This is a genomic window from Bacillus sp. NSP9.1 (assembly GCF_000465465.2).
GTDB classification, from domain to species: Bacteria; Bacillota; Bacilli; order Bacillales; family Bacillaceae; genus Bacillus; species Bacillus sonorensis_A.
Genome location: NZ_CP048273.1, coordinates 4228661 through 4252418, shown reverse-complemented (window position 1 = coordinate 4252418; position 23758 = coordinate 4228661). Strand labels below are relative to the sequence as shown.

Sequence of the window (23758 nt, the reverse complement as noted above, 5' to 3'; positions counted from 1 at the left end):
TAAGGAGGCCATCCAAATGGCAAATGAAACAAGCATCGTCAATATCAGTAAAGAGGAAGAGATCTCGGTTGAAAAAGCGGAGGATATCCGCGCCAAGCTGCGCCAGGAGCCAGAAGTTCAAGCCCTGGCCCATCAGATCGATGTGAAAAACCAGGTGGCGCTGTTAGAATTCGGGAAGGAGCCTGCACTTGAAATTTCCAAGTTCTCCGACCGCATTCTGTCGATGATGAGATCGAACAGTGTCACAGACTCGGGCGCCATGCTGACCCAGCTCGGCAAAATCATGGACCGCTTTGACAAGAATGATTTTGAAGAACAGAAAGGCTTTCTCTCTAAAATCTTCAAACGCGGAAACAGCATCATCGAGAAAATCTTTAAAAAGTATCAAACACTTGGCGGCGAAATTGAAAAAATCAACGTTGAAATTAACAAATATAAAGATGAAATGACGAAATCGACGGTCACGCTGGATGAAATGTATGAAAACAACCTCCAATACTATGTCGAACTGGAAAAATATGTTGTCGCCGGCCAAATGAAAATAGAGGAGCTGAAACAGCTGCTTCCAGAATATGAAGCGAAAGCGGCCAGCGGGAACCAAATGGCGCAGATGGAGCTCGACACCTTGAGAAACGGCATTCAGGCCCTCGAAGAACGGGTGTATGATCTGGACATGGCGCGGATGGTCGCGATTCAAACAGCACCGCAGATCCGCCTGTTGCAGCGCGGAAACACAAAGCTGATCGGAAAAATCAACTCCGCTTTCATCATCACGATTCCGATCTTCAAAAACGGCATCATCCAGGCTGTCACCGCCAAGCGCCAGAAGCTTGTCGCTGATTCAATGAGCGAACTCGACCGCCGCACGAATGAAATGCTGAAGCGCAATGCGGAGAACATTTCCAACCAGTCCGTCGAGATTGCGAGAATGTCAGGCAGACCAAGCATCGATATTGAAACGATCGAACAATCGTGGAACACGATTGTCAAAGGGATGCAGGAAACGAAACAGATCGAAGATGAAAACAAACGCCTGCGTGAAGAAGGAGCAAAACGGATTTTGGAGCTTCAGGACAATATGAAAAAAACCGCATTGAATGGTTGATGCGGAAAGCCGTCTGCTGCAGGCGGCTTTTTTTGTGTGCAAATATGTCATGAAAATGAAAAAAATCCGGACCTGACAAGCATTCAGGTTATGTTATACTGTTATGGAATAAGATGCATAAAAATGAAGCGGGTGGAAAATTGATGGTTACTTGGTGGTTGGCGTTCGGCGGCGGCGTTTTGTCGTTTATTTCCCCATGCTGCCTGCCGCTCTATCCTTCTTTTATTTCTTACATTACCGGAATTTCTGTCAGCGATTTAAAAGACCAAAACTCCAAACAGATGACTCGTTCTGTCATGATTCATGCAGCTGCCTTTTTGGCGGGGTTTTCCGTCATTTTTTACACGCTGGGTTTCTCCGCGAGCTCACTCGGCCTGCTGTTTGTCAAATATCAGAGCTTGATCCGCATGCTGGGCGGAATTTTCGTGGCTGTCATGGGGCTGTTTTTGCTCGGAGTCTTTCAGCCGCAATTCATGATGAAGGAAAGGCGGTTTTCGTTTAGAAAAGGGAAAATCGGCATATTGAATTCAATGATGGTGGGAGTGATCTTTGCCGCAGGGTGGACGCCCTGTATCGGCCCGATTTTCGGCACGATCGCATATGCCAATTTTCAACATCCCGATCCGGTACAGACATTGATCACAGTTACCGCTTATTCATTGGGCTTTGCTATTCCTTTTTTGCTGATGGCATTTTTCATCGGAAAAATCAAACCGTTCATGAAATACTCGAAGCTGCTGATGAAAATCGGCGGCGCCATCATGGTCTTCATCGGGGTCCTTCTATATACAGACAAGATGATCTGGTTGAATATTTGGTTTTCGGATTTGACGAACCTGTTTTAGAATGCCTTAATCGGTCATGGGAGGAGAGTTTAAATGAGGAAACTCAACATCGTATTATGGTCTGTTCTTGGCGTTGCCATTTTCCTTATGCTGGTGGGAATAATATCATACTATCAAACAGCAGGTCTTTAGATTGTCACAAATGCAGCACGCACAATGGAGCACCGCTATAAAGGCACAACACAAAAGCTGGAGCTCCGCTCTGGACGGTTTGCCAGCTTTAGTGTTGAGGGTTGTTTTAAATCCGTATCGATTTCTCTTCGGCTTTCCATTGTTTTCTCCAGCCGGCTTGAGCGAGTAATAGCAGTCCAAGCGCTAAAAAAGCGATGATGGTGAAGGTGAGGAAGCCGCTTGAATAGGTGCCGGTTAGTTGTTTTAGCGTTCCGAGAATATTCGGCAGAACGAATCCGCCGATTCCTCCGGCAGCGCCGACGATGCCTGTCACCATCCCGATTTCTTTATGGAAGCGTTGGGGAACAAGCTGGAATATCGCGCCGTTTCCCATTCCGAGACAGCCCATTCCGATAAACAAGGCAGCCGTGACAACCCCGAGCGAAGGCAGCATACTGACGGAGAACATGCAAAGCGCCACACCGACAAACAGAAACTGGAGCAGCCGCACGCCGCCTATTTTGTCGGCAATCCAGCCGCCGACAGGGCGAAGGCAGCTTCCCGAGGCCACCACAAGCGTTACAAATTCGCCGGCCCTGACCGCAGGGACGGAATACTGGGACGCGAAGAAATAGCTTAAAAAGTTTGACAGGCCGACAAATCCCCCGAATGTCACACTGTACAAAAGGCAAAAATACCATGTATCCCTTTCTTTAAAGACAGCAAAGTATTCTTTGATCGGCTTTGGCTTTGGCTGATTTGGCGGCTCTTTCGCCAGCAAAAAGTAGGTAAACAACACGATTGTCAACGGAATCAGCGCCAACCCCATCACACCGTTCCAGCCCACATGCTCTGCAATGCGCGGACCGAACAGTGTGGCAAGCAGTGTGCCGCTGTTTCCCGCCCCGGCTATCCCCATGGCAAGACCCTGCAAGTGGGGAGGATACCAGCGGCTCGCCATTGGAAGGGAAGCAGAAAAGCTTGCTCCCGCCACCCCCAGCAAAATGCCGATGACATACAGCTCGCCGATCGTTGATCCGAACTGCCACCCCCAAATCAGCGGAATCATCGTTACAAACATGCCGCCGATGGCCGTCTTCTTCGGACCGTAGCGATCGGTTAAAATGCCTAAAACAATCCGGAAAACAGAACCGGCCAATGTCGGGATGGCCACAATCAATCCAACTTGTGAAGGCGACAAGTCAAAATCCGCCGTTATATAAACGCCGAGCGCCCCGAGCAATACCCAAATCATAAAGCTGACATCAAAATATAAAAAAGATGACAACAAGGAAGGAGCATGCCCGCTCTTCCGCAAATCCGCCAATTTCAATTGCAACACTCCCCATTCGATAGATTCTAATTGTAATCATGACAAAATCAAATGAGGCTGGCAGTATTCTTGTCAGCTTTACTTACAAACTAAAAGATTGAATATTTAAAATACTAATTTTAAACAGCTTTATCGGTTGTGTTTGGAGCAGGTGAAGAATGATCGTCCAAAAATCGAAAGCAGGGCAGCAGTATCCCGAGGCTTCCCGTCACAAAAATGATGGCGCCGATCATGAAAAACAGCGGCCGTATCCCAAGCATTTCGCTGAACCTCCCCGCAAATAAGACACCGATCATCATCGTTCCGCGAATGATAAAGAGGCGAACGGAGAGAACTTTTCCTAAAAAGTGTTGAGGGACCTGTTTTTGGTACAGTGAGGTGTTGTGGACGCTGAAAAAGGGAATTGCAACCCCTGCGGCAGCTTCAATCATGACGGCGGCCCATATCTCCGTCACAAAACCGAGGGCAATGTAGGAAAGACCTCCTGCGGCGAGTGCGCCAAGCATCATCAAGCGGCGGTTTTTCAATCCGCCAAGCCTTCCCGCCGCTATCGAGCCGCAGAAATAACCGAGCGGAAATGCAGCCATAAAGCAGCCGTATTCCAGTTCACTCCCGCCGAGTTCCTCCAGTACATACGGAACGTTGAGAACCATCGTGACGCCTACGCCGAACTGGACAAAGGCGAGAAAAAAGCCGAGCCAGACGAGCAAACGACGCGTAAAGAAATAGCGGATTCCGCCTGATAACTGTGTCAGCCAGCTCTGTCCTCCGCCGGTTTGTTCGATTCGTTCCTCTTTCAGTTTCAAAAGGAGAAATGCGCTTAACAAAAAGAAAAATGAAGCCGCAGCAAGCGTGTTTTCCGGACCGAGCCAGGCGGCCAAAAGCCCTCCGATCGGCGGTGCGATAAATCCCATCAGCCGCAATGTTCCGTCGATATAAGCATTGGCTTTGATGAGCTGTTCCTCTTTCACGAGGGCGGGAATCAGCGCCGTTCCTGCAGGAGCGTAGAGAGGCTGAATGAGCCCGATCACCGCCTGCAGGAGTAAGAGGTTCCAGACTTCAAGCTTCCCGAGCGACATCATCGCGATTGGGAAAAGGAATGCGAATGCGCGTGTCAGCTGGGAGAACAGCATCGTTTTCTTTCTGCTCCACAGGTCAATAAAAGGGCCGATCACAAGCTGCAAGGCAAGTGAAGGGATGAAATAGACCAGCCAAAACCCGCTCATGACAAGCTTGGAACCCGTCAATTCAAAGACAAGCAAAGCATTGGAAAGGGCTCCGATGGCGCCGCCGAGCTCTGATACAGCCTGTCCCAGCCATAGGGAGAGAAACGATTGATTCTGAATAAAAGTCACCGTCTTTGGCATTTCTATTTCTCCTTCTTTTGAAACGATGGTCGTTAATGGTTGAATTGTATAATTTTCGGTGTTTATATTCAAGGAAAAGGAATAATTTTACCAAAAAATGTAGAAAAATAAGGAATAAATGATTAGTGACACAAAAAAGACAAAAATATAAATGCATAAGTATTGAAAAAGTATGTGAAATATTGCACAATTTAAATGTGAAATACTTCACAAACAACTTAGATTGAAAACAATCGGTAAAGGATGATGTAAAATGACAAATCAAAATGTGAATCGTACTGTATTAATCGGTGCCGGATTTGTTGGAAGCAGTTATGCATATACGTTAATTAACCAAGGAATCACAGACGAACTTGTGATCATTGATTTAAATAAAGATAAAGCAATGGGCGATGTGATGGACTTAAACCACGGGAAGGCATTTGCGCCGCATCCTGTGAAAACATGGTACGGCACGTATGAAGACTGCAAAGACGCCGATATTGTCTGCGTTTGTGCAGGAGCAAACCAAAAGCCCGGGGAAACCCGGCTGGATTTGGTAGAGAAGAACCTCAAGATTTTCAAAGGCATCATCGGGGAAGTCATGGCCAGCGGATTTGACGGCATTTTCTTAGTCGCGACAAACCCGGTTGACATTCTCACATATGCGACTTGGAAATTCAGCGGCCTGCCGAAGGAACGGGTCATCGGAAGCGGCACGACTCTGGACACCGCCCGTTTCCGCTACCTGCTCAGCGAATATTTCGGTGTCGCCGCTCACAATGCGCACGGCTATATCATCGGTGAGCACGGAGATACGGAGCTGCCTGTCTGGAGCCATGCCAATATCGGCGGCGTTCCCGTCAGCGATTTGCTGAAAAGAAATGAGAACTACAAAGCGGAAGATCTTGATGAACTGTTTGACAATGTGAAAAACGCCGCCTACCACATTATCGAGAAAAAAGGTGCGACATATTACGGAGTTGCCATGAGTCTGGCGCGCATCACGAGAGCCATTTACCGCAATGAAGAAGCGATCTTGACCGTGAGCGCTCATCTTGACGGTGAATTTGGCGAAAATGATGTTTATATCGGAGTTCCGGCGGTTGTCGGCCGAGGCGGAGCGAGGGAAATTGTTGAACTTGAACTGAATGAAAAAGAAAAAGAGCAATTTAAGCATAGTGCTGGTGTGTTAAAAGCCATTTTAAAACCGCATTTTGAAATGCAGGCGCAATAAAACATCATGAAGATTGTGAGATGATGAACAATGTGGCAGCAGGTATACGATCCGTTTGGGAATCTGTTTCTCAGCGCTTTTGCCGCCATTCTGCCGATTCTTTTCTTTCTCCTTGCACTGACCGTGTTGAAGATGAAAGGAATCATCGCGTCATTTGTGACGCTGGCGGTCAGCTTTATTGTAGCGGTGTTCTTTTTTCACATGCCGGCTGCAAAAGCTGTCTCCGCCGTTTTTCTTGGAATTGCTAACGGCCTCTGGCCGATCGGATATATTGTCCTGATGGCTGTATGGCTTTACAAACTTTCCGTCAAAACCGGAAAGTTTAAAGTGATCAGAGCGAGCATTGCCGGAATTTCGTCTGACCAGCGGCTTCAGCTATTGCTGATCGGGTTCAGTTTTAACGCCTTTTTGGAAGGCGCGGCAGGTTTCGGCGTGCCGATTGCGATCAGTGCCGTTCTTCTAGTCGAGCTTGGTTTTAAACCTTTGAAAGCGGCATCCCTATGTTTGATTGCGAATGCGGCATCCGGCGCTTTTGGAGCGATCGGAATTCCGGTGATCACAGGAGCGCAGATGGGAGGCTTGACACCGGTTGAGCTTTCCAGAACGCTCGCCTTGATGCTTCCGGTCATCGCCTTCTTTGTCCCGTTCCTGCTCGTTTTCATATTGGATGGGTTTAAAGGAATAAGAGAAACGCTGCCGGCCCTTCTCGTATTAAGCGGAAGCTATACGGCGGTGCAGACTCTGACGATGATTGGATTGGGACCGGAGCTGGCCGACATTTTGGCCGCTTTAATCAGCATGGGAGCGCTGGCGCTGTTCTTGAAAAAATGGCAGCCGCGTCACATATACAGGGAAGCCGGGAATGAACATGAACCCGCTGAGAAATATCATGCAGCAGACATTATAAAAGCCTGGTCTCCGTTTTATATTTTGACCGCCGTCATTGCGGTATGGAGCCTCCCCGGTTTCAAGGGGCTCTTTCAGGAAGGCGGGGTGCTGAAGCAGACGACGATCTTATTCAACATACCTTTTCTTCACCGGGAAGTGCTGAAAACGCCGCCGATATCCCCGGAAGCGGCACCGCTTGATGCCGTGATGAAGCTTGACTTCATTTCAGCGACGGGGACGGCCATTCTGATCGCTGTGATCATCACGATTGTGCTGAGCCGAAACATCAGTTTCCGCGGAGGACTCTCCTGTTTGAAAGAAACGGTCAGGGAATTGTGGCTTCCCGTTCTCACCATTTGCTTTGTGATGGGTTTTGCAAACCTGGCCAATTATGCCGGATTGAGTTCAACCATTGGACTGGCGCTAGCCAAAGCGGGGGACATCTTTCCGTTCGTCAGTCCCGTATTGGGCTGGATCGGTGTCTTTATCACAGGTTCAGTCGTCAGCAACAATGCATTATTCGGCCACTTGCAAGCTGTCACCGGAGCGCAAATCGGGACAAGTTCGGCGCTATTGCTTGCCGCCAATACCGCGGGCGGTGTGATGGCCAAGCTGATTTCACCGCAGTCGATTGCGATTGCAACAGCTGCCGTTCAAAAGACAGGGGAGGAATCAAAGCTTTTCAGCCAAACCGTTAAATACAGCTTGATCCTGCTTCTCATCATTTGCATTTGGACATTTGTGCTTTCAAAGCTTGCCATATAAAGAAGAGCCTTTTCCCGTAATGGGAAAAGGCTCTTTATGCTGCCTGTTCTATCATGTCCTCTTTTTGAATACATTGTACAAGTTATCCGCGGAAGGGGGGGACGCGATGTGTTGAACATCTTCCTAAGCTATGTATTTTTGGGCTTGTCATTGGCTGCGCCGGTCGGTCCGGTCAATGCGGCACAGATTGACAGAGGGATGAAAGGGGGGTTTTTGCATGCTTGGCTGTTTGGACTCGGCGCGGTTTCGGCTGATGTCTTATACATGGTGCTGATTTATTTCGGTGTTGCTCAATTTCTGACTGTGCCATTTTTAAAAACGTTTTTATGGCTGTTTGGTTTTTTTGTTTTAACCTATACGGGAATCGAAAGCCTGATCAAGGCCAAGGAAGTTTCGTTGATGAGAGGCGTCAAAGAGCAAGGGACCTATCGCAAATCCTTTTTGTCCGGATTGGTGATTTCTCTTTCAAACCCTCTCAGCATCATGTTTTGGCTTGGCATTTACGGAAGCATTCTGGCGAAAACGATTGAGGCTTATGCATCCTATCAGCTGTTGATATGCAGTTCAGGCATTTTAATCGGCCTTTTTTTGTGGGATTTGGCGATGTCCTTTCTGGCCGGGACGCTCAGAACATTTTTAAGCCCGGGGATGATACAGGCGACGACATGGATCGCCGGCATCACATTAATCGTGTTCGGCTGCTACTTCGGGTATCAAGGATTTCAACAACTGATCCAGCCGGCGCACTAAAGAAGGTCAGGGCTTGTTTTGCCCTTGTCCGTGATCCCATTTCCTTTTCATCAAAAGCGTTACACATGCGATGATCGCAAGAAACAAAAGACTGACAAAAAAGCCCGGACGGCTGTTTTTTTCAAATAACGTACCGGAAATCGCGAATAAAATCAGTATAAGCGCTGCCGCAATTTGAACATGTCCTTTTAGCTTCGGCTTCGTCAGTTTTTTACTTGAAAAAAGGATGAACATCCAATTGTACAGCAGCATCAAACTGGCGGCCGTAGTCATATGCTCGTACAGCGCTTTTGGAAGCAAGAGCGACAAAATGATCGAAGCGGCGAGCACAAGCACCGTCAGCCCCAGTGCCGGCCATGATACTTTTGCTTGTTCCTTTTTTGCAAAACAGGATGGTGCATCACCGTTTTTCGCCATTGTCCCCATCAGTGTTGTGACGGCAAACAACGATGCGGTCAGCGTAGAAAATCCGGCAATGATGAAGATGCCGTTGAAAATGTCCATCACCAAATTCAAATGGAAATCTTTTAATGAGGTGATAAACGGACTGTTCTGTTCAGTAAAAGCATGATGCGGAACGAGCAGCATGGCCAGGCCGATCGAGACGACGTAAATGGAGGCCAGTGTGATGAGCATCAGACTGCCAGACTTCGGCGAGTCTTTCGGATCCTTTAAATGAATCGCCATCAGTCCCATGACCTCAATTCCGCCATAAGCGTAAAATGTGTATATCAGCCCTGTCCACAACCCCATGAAGCCGAAAGGAAACAGTTCATCCATCCGGTCGGGGAGCTGTGCATCAGGTGTTTTTCCAGGAAGAACACCGCATAAGGCCAGGACAGCGATAATGATAAACATCAAAATAGCCGCCGTTTTCAGGACAGCCAGAAGGTTTTCCGTTTTTTCGAAGCTGCTGCGTCCCGTGAAAATCACGATCAAGCCGAGAACAGCATAAATGGATGCAAACACCCACAGAGGAATTTGCTCAAACCAATGGCGCGTAAACAAAGAAATCGCTGTCAGCTGGCTTCCGATGATCAGCATTTCAGAAGACCAGTAGACCCAGCCGTTGCTGAAACCGGCCCATCTGCCAAATGCTTCTCTTGCATAGGAACAAAAAGACCCTTCAACCGGATGATCTGCTGTCAGTTTAGCGAGCTGCTGAAACACGAGAAAGGTTCCGAGCGCTGCAAGAAGAAAAGCGGCTAGGACGGAAAAGCCGCTTTTCTTTATGGCAATGCTTGACCCCAGAAAAAAACCCGTTCCGATCGTGCAGCCGACTCCGATCAATGACAGCTGCCACCATTTCAAATCACCTTTTGACACTTGTTGTTTCACTAGTTTCAACCCCTCTGATGTCATCGTTATTTTGCCTTGTGCGCCTTTTTTTATGCACCTAATTGTCCATGGCGCCCCGCGTGGATATTCACTTCAAAACGAAACATGTGCTATAGTTAAAGTAGAATAAATCGGTTCATTCACGCATAAGGAGGAATGACGGATGTCTTTGCAAGAAAAAATCATCAATGAACTGAATGTAAAGCCTTCTATTGATCCAAAACAGGAGATTGAGAAACGGGTGGGCTTTTTAAAGAGCTATTTGAAAAAAACCGGAGCTAAAGGCTTTGTTCTCGGAATAAGCGGAGGGCAGGATTCATCGCTTGCAGGACGACTCGCCCAGCTGGCTGTCGAAGAGCTGAGGTCTGAAGGAGTGCAGGCTGAATTTATTGCGGTCCGCCTGCCTTACGGTGTTCAACAGGACGAAGATGACGCCCAGCTGGCCTTGAAGTTTATTCAGCCGGACAAGTCGCTGGCGTTTGATATTGCGTCAACGGTCGAATCCTTTGTTTCCCAGTTTAAAGCTGTTACCGGTGAAGCGCTTGCCGATTTTCATAAAGGCAATGTCAAAGCGCGGGTACGGATGATTACACAGTATGCGATCGGCGGCCAGCATCAATTGCTGGTGATCGGAACAGACCATGCGGCGGAAGCTGTTACCGGCTTTTTCACAAAGTATGGAGACGGAGGCGCGGATCTTTTGCCGCTGACAGGGCTGACGAAACGCCAGGGCAGCAGCCTGCTTGAGGAGCTCGGCGCGCCTGAACGGCTTTATACGAAATCGCCGACAGCCGATTTGCTGGATGAAAAACCTCAGCAAGCCGACGAAACAGAGCTCGGCCTCACATATCAGAATATTGACGATTACCTGGAAGGAAAACCGGTTTCCGGCGATGTGGCCGAGGCGATTGAAAAACGCTACATCGCGTCAGAGCATAAGCGCCAGGTGCCTGCGTCAATGTTTGATGATTGGTGGAAATAAAGAAGCACGAAAATATCTGTGTCCTAACGATGAGAAAGCTGGTGATGAGGGCCTTTGCAGGTTCAATTCGCCAGCTTTTTTAAGTTCAGCATCACCGTGGCTAAAATGAGTGATGCTGCTCCGCATTTATTCCGGTGGTCGATTCGTTATCAGCGTTGTAAGGAGAAGAATGGAGTGCGACAGCCTTTTCTTCTATATCATTAAAACGGGATTTGTCATATACTAATGATATTGTTGATTCCTTTAGACAAGGGGGAGTAAAGCCTAGAGATGAATACCAAAAGATCCATCCATGTGGGAGAAAAAAACATCGTACTGATCGGATTTATGGGCGTCGGCAAAACGACGATCGGCAAGTTGGTCGCCAACAAACTGTCCCGCGAGTTTGTTGATATTGATCAAGAAATTGAACGAGATTTTCAGATGAGCATTCCCGAAATGTTCACACAAAAAGGGGAAGCCTTTTTTCGGAAGACAGAAAAAGAATATATTGTTCATATGTGTGAACATACAGAAGGTAAAATCGTTTCTCTTGGAGGCGGCTCTTTTCAGCAGGAGGAGATCAGGGAGAAGTGTCTTGAACACTGCTTCGTCATTTTCCTTGATTTAACATGGGAGAACTGGAAGAAGCGGATCGATTTGCTGCTTGAAAACAGGCCGATTCTTCACAACCGCTCAATTGAACAGGTGGAACAGCTGTTCAATGAAAGAAAAAGCATTTATGCCCATCACCACTTTAGAGTTGAAACCGACAATCGTTCCGCCGAAGAGGTCGCCGACTCCATTGCAGATGCGCTGAAGCAGGGCGGGGAGCTTTCTCAGCCTTAAACAAACGTTTAATTAAGCTGAAGGGGTGTACTTGATGAATGGACCGAATCCAAGAGAAGCCCGCCCGATAGCGGGCAATCAACATGTGCAGTTTATTAACAATACGGTCACAAGGCCGAATATCATCGTCGGAGATTATACATATTACGATGCAAAACACGGAGAGTCGTTTGAAGAACAAGTGCTGTACCATTATGAAATCCTTGGCGACCGTTTAATCATCGGAAAGTTCTGTTCAATTGCGCCAGGCGTTCAATTCATCATGAACGGAGCCAATCACCGTATGGACGGTTCGACATATCCTTTTAACATTTTCGGCCATGGGTGGGAAAAGCACACGCCTGCATTGGAGGAACTTCCGTTTAAAGGGGATACTGTCATCGGCCATGATGTATGGATCGGCATGGATGCGGTCATCATGCCCGGCGTGACAATCGGCGACGGTGCGATCGTTGCGGCTCAATCGGTTGTGACAAAGGATGTGCCTCCATATACAATCATCGGCGGAAACCCGGCTAAACAAATTAAAAAACGGTTTTCCGATGATGTCATCGCTGCCTGGCTGGACATCCAGTGGTGGAATTGGGACATCGAGCAGATCAACAGACGGATCGATGACATTGTCAATGGCAATATCGAAGCGTTAAAAAAACACATCAGATGAAACATAGAGACAATGATCAGACAGATGATTGTCTTTTTTCGTTATTTGCCTAGTGTGCTTGTTTGACTGTTTGTCCTTTTGATACAGTATATGTGCCCGGGATGAGTATCACGTTTTCCGCCCCGCCGCTGTTTTTGATAAAGGACGTGTAAACAAGAAAAGCAGCAGCAATCTCTTTTATTCCAATCATTACAAAAATATGTAAAATCCTTAATGATAGAAACAGTAGACTGGCGGTGTATTGATGATGAAACAACAGATTCAAGAAGAGCTGAAAAACATTGAAACAACATATGGCGTCAAAATCCTCTATGCGGTCGAATCAGGCAGCAGAGCATGGGGCTTTCCTTCACAGGACAGCGATTACGATGTCAGATTTATTTATGTCCACCAAAAAGACTGGTATCTATCGATTGATGCAAAGCGTGATGTGATTGAACTGCCGATCGATGATCTGCTCGATATCAGCGGCTGGGAGGTCACGAAAGCTTTAAGGCTGTTTCGGAAATCCAACCCTCCGCTGCTCGAATGGCTTTCTTCAGGAACCGTCTATTATGAAGCCTATTCTTGGGCGGAAAACATGAGAAAGTTGAAGAACCGCGCCTTTTCTCCAGCTTCATGTATGTATCATTATCTCAACATGGCATCGGGGAATTTCCGCCACTACCTGCAGCGGGAAGAGGTGAAAATCAAAAAATATTTCTATGTTCTCCGCCCGATCCTGGCCTGCCAGTGGATTGAAAGCCGTCAGACGGTGCCTCCGATTGAATTTCAGACGTTGCTCGAGGAACTTGTTGAAGACGGACCGCTTAAAGCGGAAATCCATCATTTGCTTGACAGGAAAAGGAAGGGGGAGGAGTTTTCTCTTGAGCCTCAAAATCCCATGCTTCACGAGTTTATCGAAAAAGAACTTGAGCGGCTGCAGCCGGCGGCGAAGGCCTTTAAAACTGGCCGGGAAGATTTGACGCCAGAGCTTGACAGACTGTTCAGAGAAACGCTAGACGAGGTGTGGGCATAACATGATATTCCCTTTAAGTATTCTTAAAGGGGTTTTTTCTTTGCCTTTTTGGGGAAATCGTTCAATATAACAGAAAACGCTTTCAAAATTATTTTTCTTCAATAGGAAAGCACAGCCGTATAAGAGGAGATCATCACCGGCACAGCTGAATAAGCATCCTGTTCTTTACCAAAGTTTTCTCCTGATTCTATTGTCGTATACCTTTTAAAATTTTAGGTATAAAGTTTCTGATTAAATCCCAGCACATGTAAAACATTGTGGGAAAAACACAAAAATCGTCAGCTTTTTTGTTTTTTCGAAATATTGTGAATCGACCCTCAGCTCCTATAAAATGAAGAATATAAAGATAATTTCATGAGATGGCGGGGTGTGATAATGGAAGTGATAACAAGAGACTTTTTTCTATTCTTATCTAAAAGCAGCATCCTGAATCGCCTGGCGAGAAATTGGGGGAGTTCTGTAGCGACCGGAAAAATTATCGGAGGAAAGGATTTTGAAGCTTCGATTCCGATTATCAGAAAGCTTAATGAGCAAGGGTTGACTGTTACAGTTGATCATTTAGGCGAGTTTGTCGACAGCAGAGAAGTCGCAAGAGAACGCACACAGGAATGTATTCGGGCCATACAGTTGATCGCACAGGAAAAGCTGAAGTCACACGTTTCCTTAAAGATGACTTCGCTGGGACTCGATATTGATCTCGATCTTGTCAGAGACAATATGACGAGCATTTTGGACTGTGCTGAGCAGCATCAGGTAATGGTAACGATTGACATGGAGGATGAAGTCCGCTGTCAAAAGACGCTCGACTTGTTTAAGGAGTTCAGACAGCGGTATGAGTATGTCAGCACCGTTCTCCAAGCTTATTTATACCGGACTGAACAGGATTTGGAGGAATTAAATCAATACGATCCGTTTTTCCGTCTTGTGAAGGGAGCTTATAAGGAATCACCGCAAGTGGCGTTTCCTGATAAAAAAGACGTGGATGAGAATTATAAAAAGCTTATCAAAAAGCAGCTTCTGAGCGGCCATTACACAGCCATCGCAACTCATGATGACAAGATGATTGACTACACCAAAGAACTCGCGAATGAGCATCAAATCGGCAAGGACCGCTTCGAGTTTCAAATGCTGTACGGCATGCGCAACAAAACACAGCTCGAATTAGTGAAAGAGGGCTACAATATGCGCGTGTATCTTCCTTACGGAGACGACTGGTACGGATACTTCATGAGACGGCTTGCCGAGCGGCCTGCAAATATTGCATTTGCATTTAAAGGCATGACCAAGAAATAAAACGATAAAAAGGGGAGATTAGAATGACAACACCTTACAAACATGAACCATTTACAAATTTCGGGATCGAAGAAAACCGGACGGCATTTGAAAAAGCGCTGGAAACGGTAAAAAATGAATGGCTGGGTCAGTCCTATCCTCTTGTTATCGATGGAGAAAGATTTGAAACAGAAGACAAAATCATTTCGATCAACCCGGCAAACAAAGAAGAAGTTGTGGGAAGCGTATCAAAAGCGACTCAGGATCATGCTGAAAAGGCCATCCAAGCGGCTGCAACGGCGTTTGAGACATGGAGATATACAGATCCTGAAGAAAGAGCGGCTGTTTTATTCCGGGCGGCTGCAAAAGTGCGCCGCCTGAAACATGAATTTTCAGCGCTGTTAGTCAAAGAAGCGGGAAAACCATGGAATGAAGCGGATGCGGATACGGCGGAAGCGATTGACTTTATGGAATATTACGCACGTCAAATGATTGAGCTGGCGAAAGGAAAACCTGTCAACAGCCGTGAAGGCGAGCGAAATCAATATGTATATACACCGACTGGGGTAACGGTTGTGATTCCGCCTTGGAACTTCCTTTTTGCCATTATGGCGGGAACGACAGTGGCGCCGATCGTAACTGGAAACACGGTTGTTCTGAAGCCGGCGAGCGCAGCGCCAGTTATTGCCGCAAGATTCGTTGAAGTGCTTGAAGAAAGCGGCCTGCCAAAAGGTGTCGTCAACTTTGTTCCGGGAAGCGGCGCTGAAGTCGGAGATTACCTTGTTGATCATCCGAAAACAAGCATCATCACGTTCACCGGCTCAAGAGAAGTCGGAACGCGCATTTTTGAGCGTGCAGCGAAGGTTCAGCCTGGTCAGACGCATTTAAAACAAGTCATCGCGGAAATGGGCGGAAAAGATACGGTTGTCGTTGATGAAGACTGTGATGTTGAATTAGCTGCACAATCCATTTTCCAATCCGCATTCGGATTTGCCGGTCAAAAATGTTCAGCGGGTTCGCGCGCTGTCGTTCATGAAAAAGTATATGACGAAGTGCTGAAGCGTGTTATCGAAATTACAGAATCCAAGAAAGTCGGAGAGCCTGACAGCGCGGACGTTTATATGGGACCTGTCATCGATCAGGCTTCCTACAACAAGATCATGGATTATATCGAAATCGGCAAACAGGAAGGCCGCCTGGTCAGCGGAGGAAAAGGTGATGATTCAAAAGGATATTTCATCGATCCGACGATCTTTGCCGACTTGGATCCAAAAGCGCGCTTGATGCAGGAAGAAATCTTCGGTCCTGTCGTTGCCTTCTCAAAAGTAAGCAGCTTTGATGAAGCGCTGGAAGTGGCCAACAATACAGAATATGGATTGACGGGAGCGGTCATCACGAAAAACCGCGATCATATCAACCGGGCAAAACAAGAATTCCATGTAGGAAATCTGTATTTCAACCGCAACTGTACAGGTGCGATTGTCGGCTACCATCCGTTTGGCGGATTTAAAATGTCAGGTACGGATTCAAAAGCGGGCGGACCGGATTATCTGGCTCTCCACATGCAGGCAAAAACAATCAGCGAAATGTTCTAAAAAGGGGTAAAATAAGGGGTGAAGGCAGTCGTTAAGGATGCCTTCAAAATAGAAATATCTGAAAATTTAGACAAAAAACGGCATCTTGGGGGGATTCTTATTCAAAACGCACAATTGATTATTTCAATCGTCATTTATATGGTGGGTATGCTTTATATTGGTTATTACGCGTATAAAAGGACATCAAACCTTTCCGATTATATGCTTGGCGGACGGACGCTCGGCCCCGCTGTTACAGCGCTCAGCGCTGGCGCATCAGACATGAGCGGCTGGCTCTTGATGGGTCTTCCGGGAGCGATGTTTGCCACGGGCCTCAGCGGTTCATGGATCGTAATCGGGCTTGTTCTCGGCGCATGGGCAAACTGGATTTTTGTGGCGCCTCGTTTAAGGTCCTACACTGAAGTAGCGGGTAATTCCATTACAATTCCTGCATTTTTAGAAAACCGCTTTCATGACAAATCAAAGATTCTCCGAATTTTTTCAGGGCTCATTATTATTATCTTCTTTACGTTCTATGTATCATCAGGCATGGTCTCCGGCGGCGTGCTGTTTAACAGCATGTTCAATCTCGAATACCATACTGGCCTTTGGATTATTTCCGGTGTTGTTGTCGCTTACACGCTTTTTGGCGGGTTTTTGGCGGTCAGCTGGACCGACTTTGTCCAAGGCATCATCATGTTTATCGCCTTAATCCTTGTACCAATCGTGACGATTATTCAGACAGGAGGACCGTCTGAAGCCTTTACAGAAATCCGTACAATCGACCCGAACCTTCTCAATATTTTTAAAGGAACGAGCTTCCTCGGCATTATTTCTTTATTTGCATGGGGTCTCGGATACTTTGGACAGCCTCATATTATCGTGCGATTTATGGCGATATCCTCTGTAAAAGAAACAAAAAAAGCGCGTCGAATCGGTATGGGATGGATGATTTTCTCCAGTGTCGGCGCATTGCTGACCGGATTAATCGGACTTGCGTATTATTCGAAGAAAGGGCTTCACTTGGACGACCCGGAAACGATCTTTATTCAATTGGGCAACATTCTGTTTCATCCGCTGATCACAGGCTTTTTGATTTCAGCTATTTTAGCTGCTGTTATGAGTACGATATCCTCTCAGCTGCTTGTCACTTCAAGCTCTTTAACAGAAGATTTGTATAAGACGTTATTCAAACGATCCGCCACTGACAAAGAACTTGTCTTTATCGGCCGCCTCTCTGTGCTAGCCGTATCGGTTGTCGGACTGTGTCTGGCATGGACAAAAAACAATACAATATTGGGGCTTGTCAGCTACGCTTGGGCGGGATTCGGCGCTTCTTTCGGTCCTGTGATTCTCCTGAGCCTATTCTGGAAGAGGATGACGAAATGGGGAGCGCTTGCAGGTATGGTTGCAGGTGCGCTGACCGTTATTATTTGGGCAAGAGCCGGACTTTCCGGATTTCTATATGAAATCATTCCGGGCTTTGCCGCAAGCTTATTGTTTGTCTATGTTGTCAGCCTTCTGACTGCTAAACCGGATCAGCAGGTGGTTGAGGAGTTTGATGAATATAAAAAAGCGATTTGACGGATGATGATGGAGGTGGCTTGAGGCCATTCTCCGTCTCTCTTTTTAGGGGGTTTTATCCCGATTTGGAAAGGGCCGTGCCCATTTTTTAAAAAGTCTGATATAAGTCTATACAAGACTGTAAAGGAGCAGTATGATTAAGTTAAAAACGGGTAGGAGAAAGGATATGGAAGAGCTATTAGAACAAGTTGTTTCTCTTTCAAATATTAATGAGATCATTGATTTTATCAGCGATGAGTTGAAAAAACCGGTCATTTTGGAAAGCGCGGATTTTTTCCTATTAGCCTACAACTCCTATTATATAAACCATTTTGATGCAGCAAACCAGCAAACGATTTTCTCCAAAAAATGTCCGCTTCCGATATTTGAAAAATTTGTCGAAGAAGGTATCATAGATCAATTGAAAACCATTCCGACTCCTTTTCGGGTGAAACAGATTGAGGAAATCGGCCTTAATCAGAGGGTCGTCGTCAGCGCCAAGCATAAAGATGAAATCATGGGTTATATTTGGATTCAGGAAATTGAAAACGATCTCTCTGATGAAGAGCTTGATTTCTTATATCAGGCTTCCTTTCACGTCGGAAAAATCATTTACAAGAAAAAGCGGCTCAAGCAAGAGAAGGAAGAAGAAGCGGAAGAGCTTTATAAAAGAGCGATAAACGACCAGTTTCAAACGGAGAAAGAACTGAAAGCTGCGGCTGATAAAGCCGGTGTTGTTTTGCCTTCCGTGTTTACCGTCATGGTTCTGCAAGTCGTTGACGGCGAGGATGAGCTGCTTGATGATTTGAAGGAGACGATCAGATCGTATTTAAACTTAAAAGACAACATCAGCCATGTTATAGAGGATCATTCCAACATCGCCATCATTGTCGGCAGCGTCTCGCGCAAGCGTTCAGCCCTAGCTGCGGCTTCTGAGCTGATCAACCGGCTTTTGACGCACCTGCGCTCGCAAATGCTTCCCCTCATTTTCATCGGGGTCGGCAATGAATACAGCAGCATGCTGTCGCTTGGAAAAAGCTACCGGGAGGCCCTGCAGGTCACAAAAGCGGCGGAAATCACGGGAAGCCAGGAACACATTCCTTACGAATACCAAAAGCTTGGGCTTTTCAGATACCTTGACCAAATCGCCGCCAAAAACGATCATCTGCAATATGTGAATTCCGACCTGATGCTGTTGAAAGAAAAGGATAAAGAAAGCCACACTGAATTTTTGCGAACCCTTGAAATTTACCTTGTCAATAACTGCAAAGTCAAACCGTCCGCAGAACAGCTGTTTATCCACCAAAACACGCTGAATTACCGCATTAAACAAATACTGGATATGACGTCGATCGATTTGAATGATTTTAACACGAGGTGTCAATTGTTCATCGATTTGATGCTCATGAAAAAAGCCGGCTATAAATCGTAAAGCCGCAATCCGCAAAAAAGCCGGTGCACCACGCACCGGCTTTTTAATAGGTTCTATACACATACGGATCTTTTGGCTGTTTGATTTTTGACCAATCTGTCACTTTCAAAACCGGAATCACAGATTTGAACGGCTGATAATATTCCGATGACAGCGTCCCTTTCACATGAAGCCATTGGTCGTCTTTGATATTCATTTCCTTAGGAAACTCGACCAGCATACCGTAGACGCCCGAATCCGCGATGCAATGAATGATACCAAAGCGGAGGACAAAGAGCTGTTTGTCGTTGATCGATTCGCCTTTAAAAGCAAAACCGTTGAACTCGATCGTTTTATCAAGAAATTCTCCGGGATAGTTATAGATGGTTTCCATACCCTTCAAATAATCTTCATCTTTTAAGGAAATCTGTTTTTTTTCCTTATATTTCTTCAGCGCTTTTTCCATCAGCTCATCGTAGCCGTCCCGGCCGTAATAGATGCTTGTATCCGGGCGCAGATACTGAGTCTGGGCGTAATTGTCAGGCTGTTCAATCGCTTTGAATGAAAAGCCTTTCGATTTGACGATATTCGAATCGAGTGTTGCCGCCGGAAGAAAAAGCCCGGTGCATAATGGGAAAAGAAACACGAAATAAATCAGCATTCTTTTCAGGAAAGGTTTATCTTTCTCATGATCGTGATCATGTCCGCACCCGCAGTCATGGCACTCTTTCTCATCCGTTCCTTTCACATAGATATAGAATTGAACCACTGTCAGAATGGCCAGCAGAAAAATCGCTATATATGAAAGGTAAGCGTATTTCATATTGATATACTTCGTTAAATTCCCTGACGCATGCAGATGAAAAAAGAAAAACGTAAAAAACATTAAAATGAATGTGCGAAACATGATCTCACCCCTTTACCAAAAGTGATCCGGCCAAGACGATGACAGCGATATAGGCGATTAAAACAAAGACGAACCGTTTTCTGAAGATGCCGAGCATCATCAGCAGGTTTTTGATATCCACCATTGCGCCGAAGACGAGAAAAGCGATCAGGGAGCCGAGCGAAAACGTGCTGCTGAAAGAAGACGCGATAAAGGCATCAACCTCTGAACAAAGTGATAAAACAAACGATAGACCCATCATGACGAGTGAAGATGAGACATCATTTTGGCCGATGGCCAACAGAGTCGATGTTTTAATATATGTCTGCATGGCCGCTGCCACGAACGCGCCGATGATCAAGTATTTCCCCACTGAGAAAAACTCATCGACCGCATGGCGAAGCGTCCCGCCAAGCTTTTTCCAAAAGGATGGCCGGGCATGTCCATGGTGGTGATGTCCGTGCGGGTCTCCTTCAAGCAGTTGCGTCCCTTTAAATTGAAAAGAGATGATCACGCCGACGATAACAGAAACCGCAATCGCAAGCCCGCCGCGGTAGAAGACGACATCCCATTTGTTTCCGAAGGCGATAAACGTTGAGAATAAGACAATCGGGTTAATGATCGGAGCCGTCAGCATAAAGGCGACAGCGGCATGCAACGGAACGCCTTTTAAAAGCAGACGCCGGGCGATCGGCACGATCCCGCATTCACAAGCCGGAAACAAGACACCGGCAAATGTTCCGGACAGCACAGCGAGAAACCGGTTCTTCGGGATGATCTTCGCCATCATTTCCTCCGTCACAAACATTTGAATCAATCCTGATATAAAAACGCCGATTAAAACGAATGGAATTGCCTCTATTAAGATACTGATAAAGATAGAGTTGAGCTGCAGAAAGGATTGTGAAGCCACAAAAAAACCTCCGCAATCAATTTTAGTTTGTCAAACTAGCATTATATCATAAGAGGATCGGTTTGGGAAAAGAGCGGATGACACGTACAGCAAAACCTCGCCATATCGGGTCAGAAAAAAATCCACATTTCTAATGGCGAATGGTATGATAAAAATATTCTAACAATGAAATCAAAAGGGGATGAGAGCATGCAGCAGCCATACGATTTACCGCTTGAGCAGCTATATACATATAAACCGGAACGGACGGCTTTGGAGGATTTTAAAGATTTCTGGAAGGATGCCCTCGCAGAACTAGGTTCGGAGAAAGCAGAACCACAGCTTGAACCGCACGATTATCCGGCTGATGGCGTAAAAGTCTATTGGCTTACATACCGGAGCATCGGGGGAGCGCGAATAAAAGGGTGGTACGCCGTTCCGGACAGCAAGGGGCCTCATCCTGCCATCATCAAATACCACGGCTATAATGCCAGCTATGACGGGAATGTCCATGACATTGTCAATTGGGCCCTTCATGGCTACGCGGCGTTTGGCATGCTTGTCCGCGGCCAGAACATGAGTGAAGATACAAGCGTATCCCCTCACGGACATGTGCCGGGCTGGATGACAAAAGGGATTCTTGATCCGAAAACATATTATTATAGAGGTGTTTACCTTGACGCCGTAAGAGCGGTCGAGGTCGTCAGCGGATTTGCCGAAGTCGATGAAAAGCGAATCGGCGTGATCGGCGCAAGCCAGGGCGGCGGACTGGCCATCGCGGTTTCCGCACTGTCCGATATTCCAAAAGCAGCCGTTTCTGAATATCCGTATTTAAGCAACTTTCAGAGAGCCATCGATACAGCAATCGACCAGCCATATCTTGAAATCAATTCCTTTTTCAGAAGAAACAGCAGCCCTGAGGTTGAACAGACAGCGATGAACACCCTGACATATTTCGATATTATGAATCTTGCGGAATCGGTAAAAGCCCCCGTGCTGATGTCGATCGGTTTGGTCGATACGATCACACCGCCGTCAACCGTCTTTGCGGCATACAATCATTTAAACACGGATAAGGACTTGAAAGTGTACCGTTACTTTGGACATGAATACATCCCCGCTTTTCACATGGAGAAGCTGGCCTTTTTGAAAGAGCATTTGAAATAAGTGAACAAAACATCCGGCAAGAAAGCCGGATGTTTTTTTATGTCTTGATTAAAGATTATATCGTATTATAAGATATAAAATAGAGAGGGGATGTTTTGATGAATATGGAAGAACTCATTGAAGCGATGAATCAAGATTGGACAGACATATACTACAATTTGCACCATACACATGACGACAGCTTGTCCCATCAGGCTGTTCGATTGCTTCAACATATCGAAAAAAAGCAATATGTCACAATCGGCGAATTGGCCAGACTGTTGGATGTGTCCCATAATACCGCGTCAGAGCATGTGAAACGGCTGATTCAAAAAAAGCTTGTTCTTAAAAAGAGGGACAATAAAGATGAACGAAAAGTTTATGTCACATTGTCCGCAGAAGGCGAAGCCGCGGTAAAGCGGCACACCCGCCTTGATCCGCAAAAACTGCAAATGGTCCTTCAGCACTTGAATGAGGAGGAAATCGGATTGGTGAAAACAGCATTTTCTATGTTAAGCCGGGAGGCCAAGTCATGTTTCTGATCGCCAAAATTGCCGTTTCTGCCGTTTTGATTGGAATTGTAACCGAAATTGCCAGAAAATCGCCCGAATTTGGAGGAATTATCGCCGCGCTTCCGCTTGTCAGTCTGTTAAGCTTATTTTGGCTGAGCATCCAAGGGGAGTCTGCCAAGCAGTTAAGCCAATTTGCCGCAGGCGTGTTATGGGGCTTTCCCGCTACAGCTGTACTCATTCTCATCGTCGCTGTCAGCTTAAAAGCGTCATTTCCGATGGTGCTGTCTTTTCTGTTTGGAATATGCGGATGGGGAGTCTGCTTACTGCTGCAAAAAGCTGTGGTTCGTGCGGTTTTCGGGTGAGGGTTGCGGGGGATTTGATCGTCTGTAAATATGTGTTCAGGCAGATCGGCTGGCGGTCTATAAATAATTGAGTTTTTTTATGCTGAACGTTCCGGCAGAGATTCGAACTCCCGACCGACGGCTTAAAAGGCCGTTGCTCTATCAAGCTTGAGGATATGTATTGCGATCGGTATTAAGGTTTAATTTTAGGTGAAAGCCCTTAAAAGGTTGTTATCGGTCTTTTAAGGGCCTTGTTTGTTATTTCTATTTTCTTACATATACGGCATGGCGTTTTTCCAAGTAATCCTGAAGCAAACCGACGGCTGAGCAAATGCCCCAATAAATCAAGGCTGCCAATATATACATCGTCATATAGTCGAACTCCCGGCCGCCGACGATTTTCGCCTGCTGAAATAATTCGGGCACCGTGATCATGGCGGCGAGAGAAGATGCTTTAATAAGGTCAAGCATGACGTTCGTCAGAGGCGGCAGAGCGATTCTGACGGATTGGGGGACAATGATGTGCCGCAACGTCTGCGGGTAGGAATAGCCGATCGATTTTGCAGCGTCCCACTGGCCTCTGTCCACCGAAGATAAGGCTGAACGGATAATTTCGGCGATGTAAGCGGCGCTGTTGATGCTGAAGCCGAGGATGGCAGCGGTCAGCGCAGTGAATTGAATGCCTACATAAGGAAAGCCGAAATACAACATAAACAGAATGACCAATATCGGAACGCCTCTCATAAATGAAATGTAGATCCTTGCCGGCCACCGCAGCAGCGCGAGCCCAGACATCCGGCCCAGCGCGACGAAAAAGCCGAGAACCAGTCCGGCAAACATGCTCACAAAGGAAATCAAGAGCGTATTCCATATGCCCTGGATCACATAAGGGAATGATTTAGCAGCCAATTCTGCGTTGAAAATATACTCCCATTGAATCGTGCCCATTTT

The 23758-nt window shown here is 46.5% G+C and carries 22 protein-coding genes; 16 read left to right on the top strand and 6 right to left on the bottom strand.

The window, feature by feature from the left end; all coding sequences use genetic code 11:
* Nucleotides 1–16 precede the first annotated feature (16 nt).
* The gene (locus M654_RS21885; protein ID WP_026585811.1) at nucleotides 17–1105 is read left to right on the top strand and encodes a toxic anion resistance protein; all 1089 of its coding nucleotides are present in this window, start codon (nucleotides 17–19) and stop codon (nucleotides 1103–1105) included.
* A 143-nt stretch (nucleotides 1106–1248) separates the two neighbouring features.
* On the top strand, nucleotides 1249–1950 hold the full coding sequence (locus M654_RS21880) for a cytochrome c biogenesis CcdA family protein (protein ID WP_026585812.1): 702 nt from the start codon (nucleotides 1249–1251) through the stop codon (nucleotides 1948–1950).
* Nucleotides 1951–2188: 238 nt separating this feature from the next.
* Here the strand turns inward: M654_RS21880 and M654_RS21875 are convergent, their stop codons facing one another.
* The gene (locus tag M654_RS21875; protein ID WP_026585813.1) at nucleotides 2189–3394 is read right to left on the bottom strand and encodes a nitrate/nitrite transporter; all 1206 of its coding nucleotides are present in this window, start codon (nucleotides 3392–3394) and stop codon (nucleotides 2189–2191) included.
* Nucleotides 3395–3513: 119 nt separating this feature from the next.
* Complete coding sequence (locus tag M654_RS21870; RefSeq protein ID WP_051290329.1) at nucleotides 3514–4761, bottom strand: MFS transporter; 1248 nt, start codon at nucleotides 4759–4761, stop codon at nucleotides 3514–3516.
* A gap of 253 nt (nucleotides 4762–5014) precedes the next feature.
* Between M654_RS21870 and M654_RS21865 the strand changes: the two genes are divergently transcribed.
* The 3 genes from M654_RS21865 (at nucleotide 5015) to M654_RS21855 (ending at nucleotide 8380) form a co-directional block, all read left to right on the top strand.
* Entirely contained in the window at nucleotides 5015–5977 is a 963-nt protein-coding gene (locus M654_RS21865; protein ID WP_026585814.1) for an L-lactate dehydrogenase, read from the top strand.
* A 30-nt stretch (nucleotides 5978–6007) separates the two neighbouring features.
* Complete coding sequence (locus tag M654_RS21860; RefSeq protein ID WP_026585815.1) at nucleotides 6008–7630, top strand: L-lactate permease; 1623 nt, start codon at nucleotides 6008–6010, stop codon at nucleotides 7628–7630.
* A 111-nt stretch (nucleotides 7631–7741) separates the two neighbouring features.
* Entirely contained in the window at nucleotides 7742–8380 is a 639-nt protein-coding gene (locus tag M654_RS21855; protein WP_026585816.1) for a LysE family translocator, read from the top strand.
* 6 nt (nucleotides 8381–8386) lie between these two features.
* Here M654_RS21855 and M654_RS21850 read toward each other — a convergent pair whose 3' ends face one another.
* Nucleotides 8387–9718, bottom strand: a complete 1332-nt coding sequence (locus M654_RS21850) for an amino acid permease (protein ID WP_026585817.1) — start codon at nucleotides 9716–9718, stop codon at nucleotides 8387–8389.
* 163 nt (nucleotides 9719–9881) lie between these two features.
* Between M654_RS21850 and nadE the strand changes: the two genes are divergently transcribed.
* The 8 genes from nadE to M654_RS21810 all read left to right on the top strand — a co-directional run bounded on the left by nadE (nucleotide 9882) and on the right by M654_RS21810 (nucleotide 19051).
* Nucleotides 9882–10700, top strand: coding sequence for an ammonia-dependent NAD(+) synthetase (gene nadE / locus M654_RS21845; protein WP_026585818.1), 819 nt, complete (start codon nucleotides 9882–9884; stop codon nucleotides 10698–10700).
* A gap of 270 nt (nucleotides 10701–10970) precedes the next feature.
* Complete coding sequence (locus tag M654_RS21840; protein WP_026585819.1) at nucleotides 10971–11528, top strand: shikimate kinase; 558 nt, start codon at nucleotides 10971–10973, stop codon at nucleotides 11526–11528.
* 34 nt (nucleotides 11529–11562) lie between these two features.
* On the top strand, nucleotides 11563–12192 hold the full coding sequence (locus tag M654_RS21835; RefSeq protein ID WP_026585820.1) for a Vat family streptogramin A O-acetyltransferase: 630 nt from the start codon (nucleotides 11563–11565) through the stop codon (nucleotides 12190–12192).
* Nucleotides 12193–12439: 247 nt separating this feature from the next.
* The gene (locus M654_RS21830) at nucleotides 12440–13210 is read left to right on the top strand and encodes a nucleotidyltransferase domain-containing protein (protein WP_026585821.1); all 771 of its coding nucleotides are present in this window, start codon (nucleotides 12440–12442) and stop codon (nucleotides 13208–13210) included.
* 381 nt (nucleotides 13211–13591) lie between these two features.
* Nucleotides 13592–14503: a proline dehydrogenase family protein gene (locus tag M654_RS21825; RefSeq protein WP_179115672.1), complete on the top strand. Its 912-nt coding sequence runs from the start codon at nucleotides 13592–13594 to the stop codon at nucleotides 14501–14503.
* Nucleotides 14504–14526: 23 nt separating this feature from the next.
* Nucleotides 14527–16077 (top strand): L-glutamate gamma-semialdehyde dehydrogenase, encoded by a 1551-nt coding sequence (gene pruA / locus M654_RS21820; RefSeq protein ID WP_026585823.1) that lies wholly within the window; start codon nucleotides 14527–14529, stop codon nucleotides 16075–16077.
* A 114-nt stretch (nucleotides 16078–16191) separates the two neighbouring features.
* The gene (gene putP, locus M654_RS21815; RefSeq protein ID WP_026585824.1) at nucleotides 16192–17640 is read left to right on the top strand and encodes a sodium/proline symporter PutP; all 1449 of its coding nucleotides are present in this window, start codon (nucleotides 16192–16194) and stop codon (nucleotides 17638–17640) included.
* Nucleotides 17641–17806: 166 nt separating this feature from the next.
* Nucleotides 17807–19051, top strand: coding sequence for a PucR family transcriptional regulator (locus tag M654_RS21810; RefSeq protein ID WP_026585825.1), 1245 nt, complete (start codon nucleotides 17807–17809; stop codon nucleotides 19049–19051).
* A gap of 43 nt (nucleotides 19052–19094) precedes the next feature.
* On the opposite strand, the gene M654_RS21805 is transcribed toward M654_RS21810, so the two are convergent.
* Both M654_RS21805 and M654_RS21800 read right to left on the bottom strand, forming a co-directional pair.
* A complete protein-coding gene (locus tag M654_RS21805; protein WP_026585826.1) occupies nucleotides 19095–19937 on the bottom strand; it encodes a TIGR03943 family putative permease subunit in 843 nt (280 codons plus the stop codon).
* A gap of 4 nt (nucleotides 19938–19941) precedes the next feature.
* Nucleotides 19942–20829, bottom strand: coding sequence for a permease (locus M654_RS21800; protein WP_026585827.1), 888 nt, complete (start codon nucleotides 20827–20829; stop codon nucleotides 19942–19944).
* A 189-nt stretch (nucleotides 20830–21018) separates the two neighbouring features.
* Here M654_RS21800 and M654_RS21795 point away from each other — a divergent pair, with 189 nt between their 5' ends.
* The 3 genes from M654_RS21795 (at nucleotide 21019) to M654_RS21785 (ending at nucleotide 22828) form a co-directional block, all read left to right on the top strand.
* Complete coding sequence (locus M654_RS21795) at nucleotides 21019–21975, top strand: acetylxylan esterase (RefSeq protein ID WP_026585828.1); 957 nt, start codon at nucleotides 21019–21021, stop codon at nucleotides 21973–21975.
* A 98-nt stretch (nucleotides 21976–22073) separates the two neighbouring features.
* Nucleotides 22074–22496, top strand: coding sequence for a MarR family winged helix-turn-helix transcriptional regulator (locus M654_RS21790; RefSeq protein ID WP_026585829.1), 423 nt, complete (start codon nucleotides 22074–22076; stop codon nucleotides 22494–22496).
* Nucleotides 22487–22828 carry a DUF3147 family protein gene (locus M654_RS21785; protein ID WP_026585830.1) on the top strand — a complete coding sequence of 114 codons (342 nt, stop codon included), beginning with the start codon at nucleotides 22487–22489 and terminating at the stop codon, nucleotides 22826–22828. Before M654_RS21790 ends, M654_RS21785 begins: the two co-directional genes overlap by 10 nt.
* A 243-nt stretch (nucleotides 22829–23071) precedes the next feature.
* On the opposite strand, the gene M654_RS21780 is transcribed toward M654_RS21785, so the two are convergent.
* Nucleotides 23072–23755, bottom strand: coding sequence for an amino acid ABC transporter permease (locus M654_RS21780; protein ID WP_026585831.1), 684 nt, complete (start codon nucleotides 23753–23755; stop codon nucleotides 23072–23074).
* Between the last annotated feature and the right edge of the window lie 3 nt (nucleotides 23756–23758).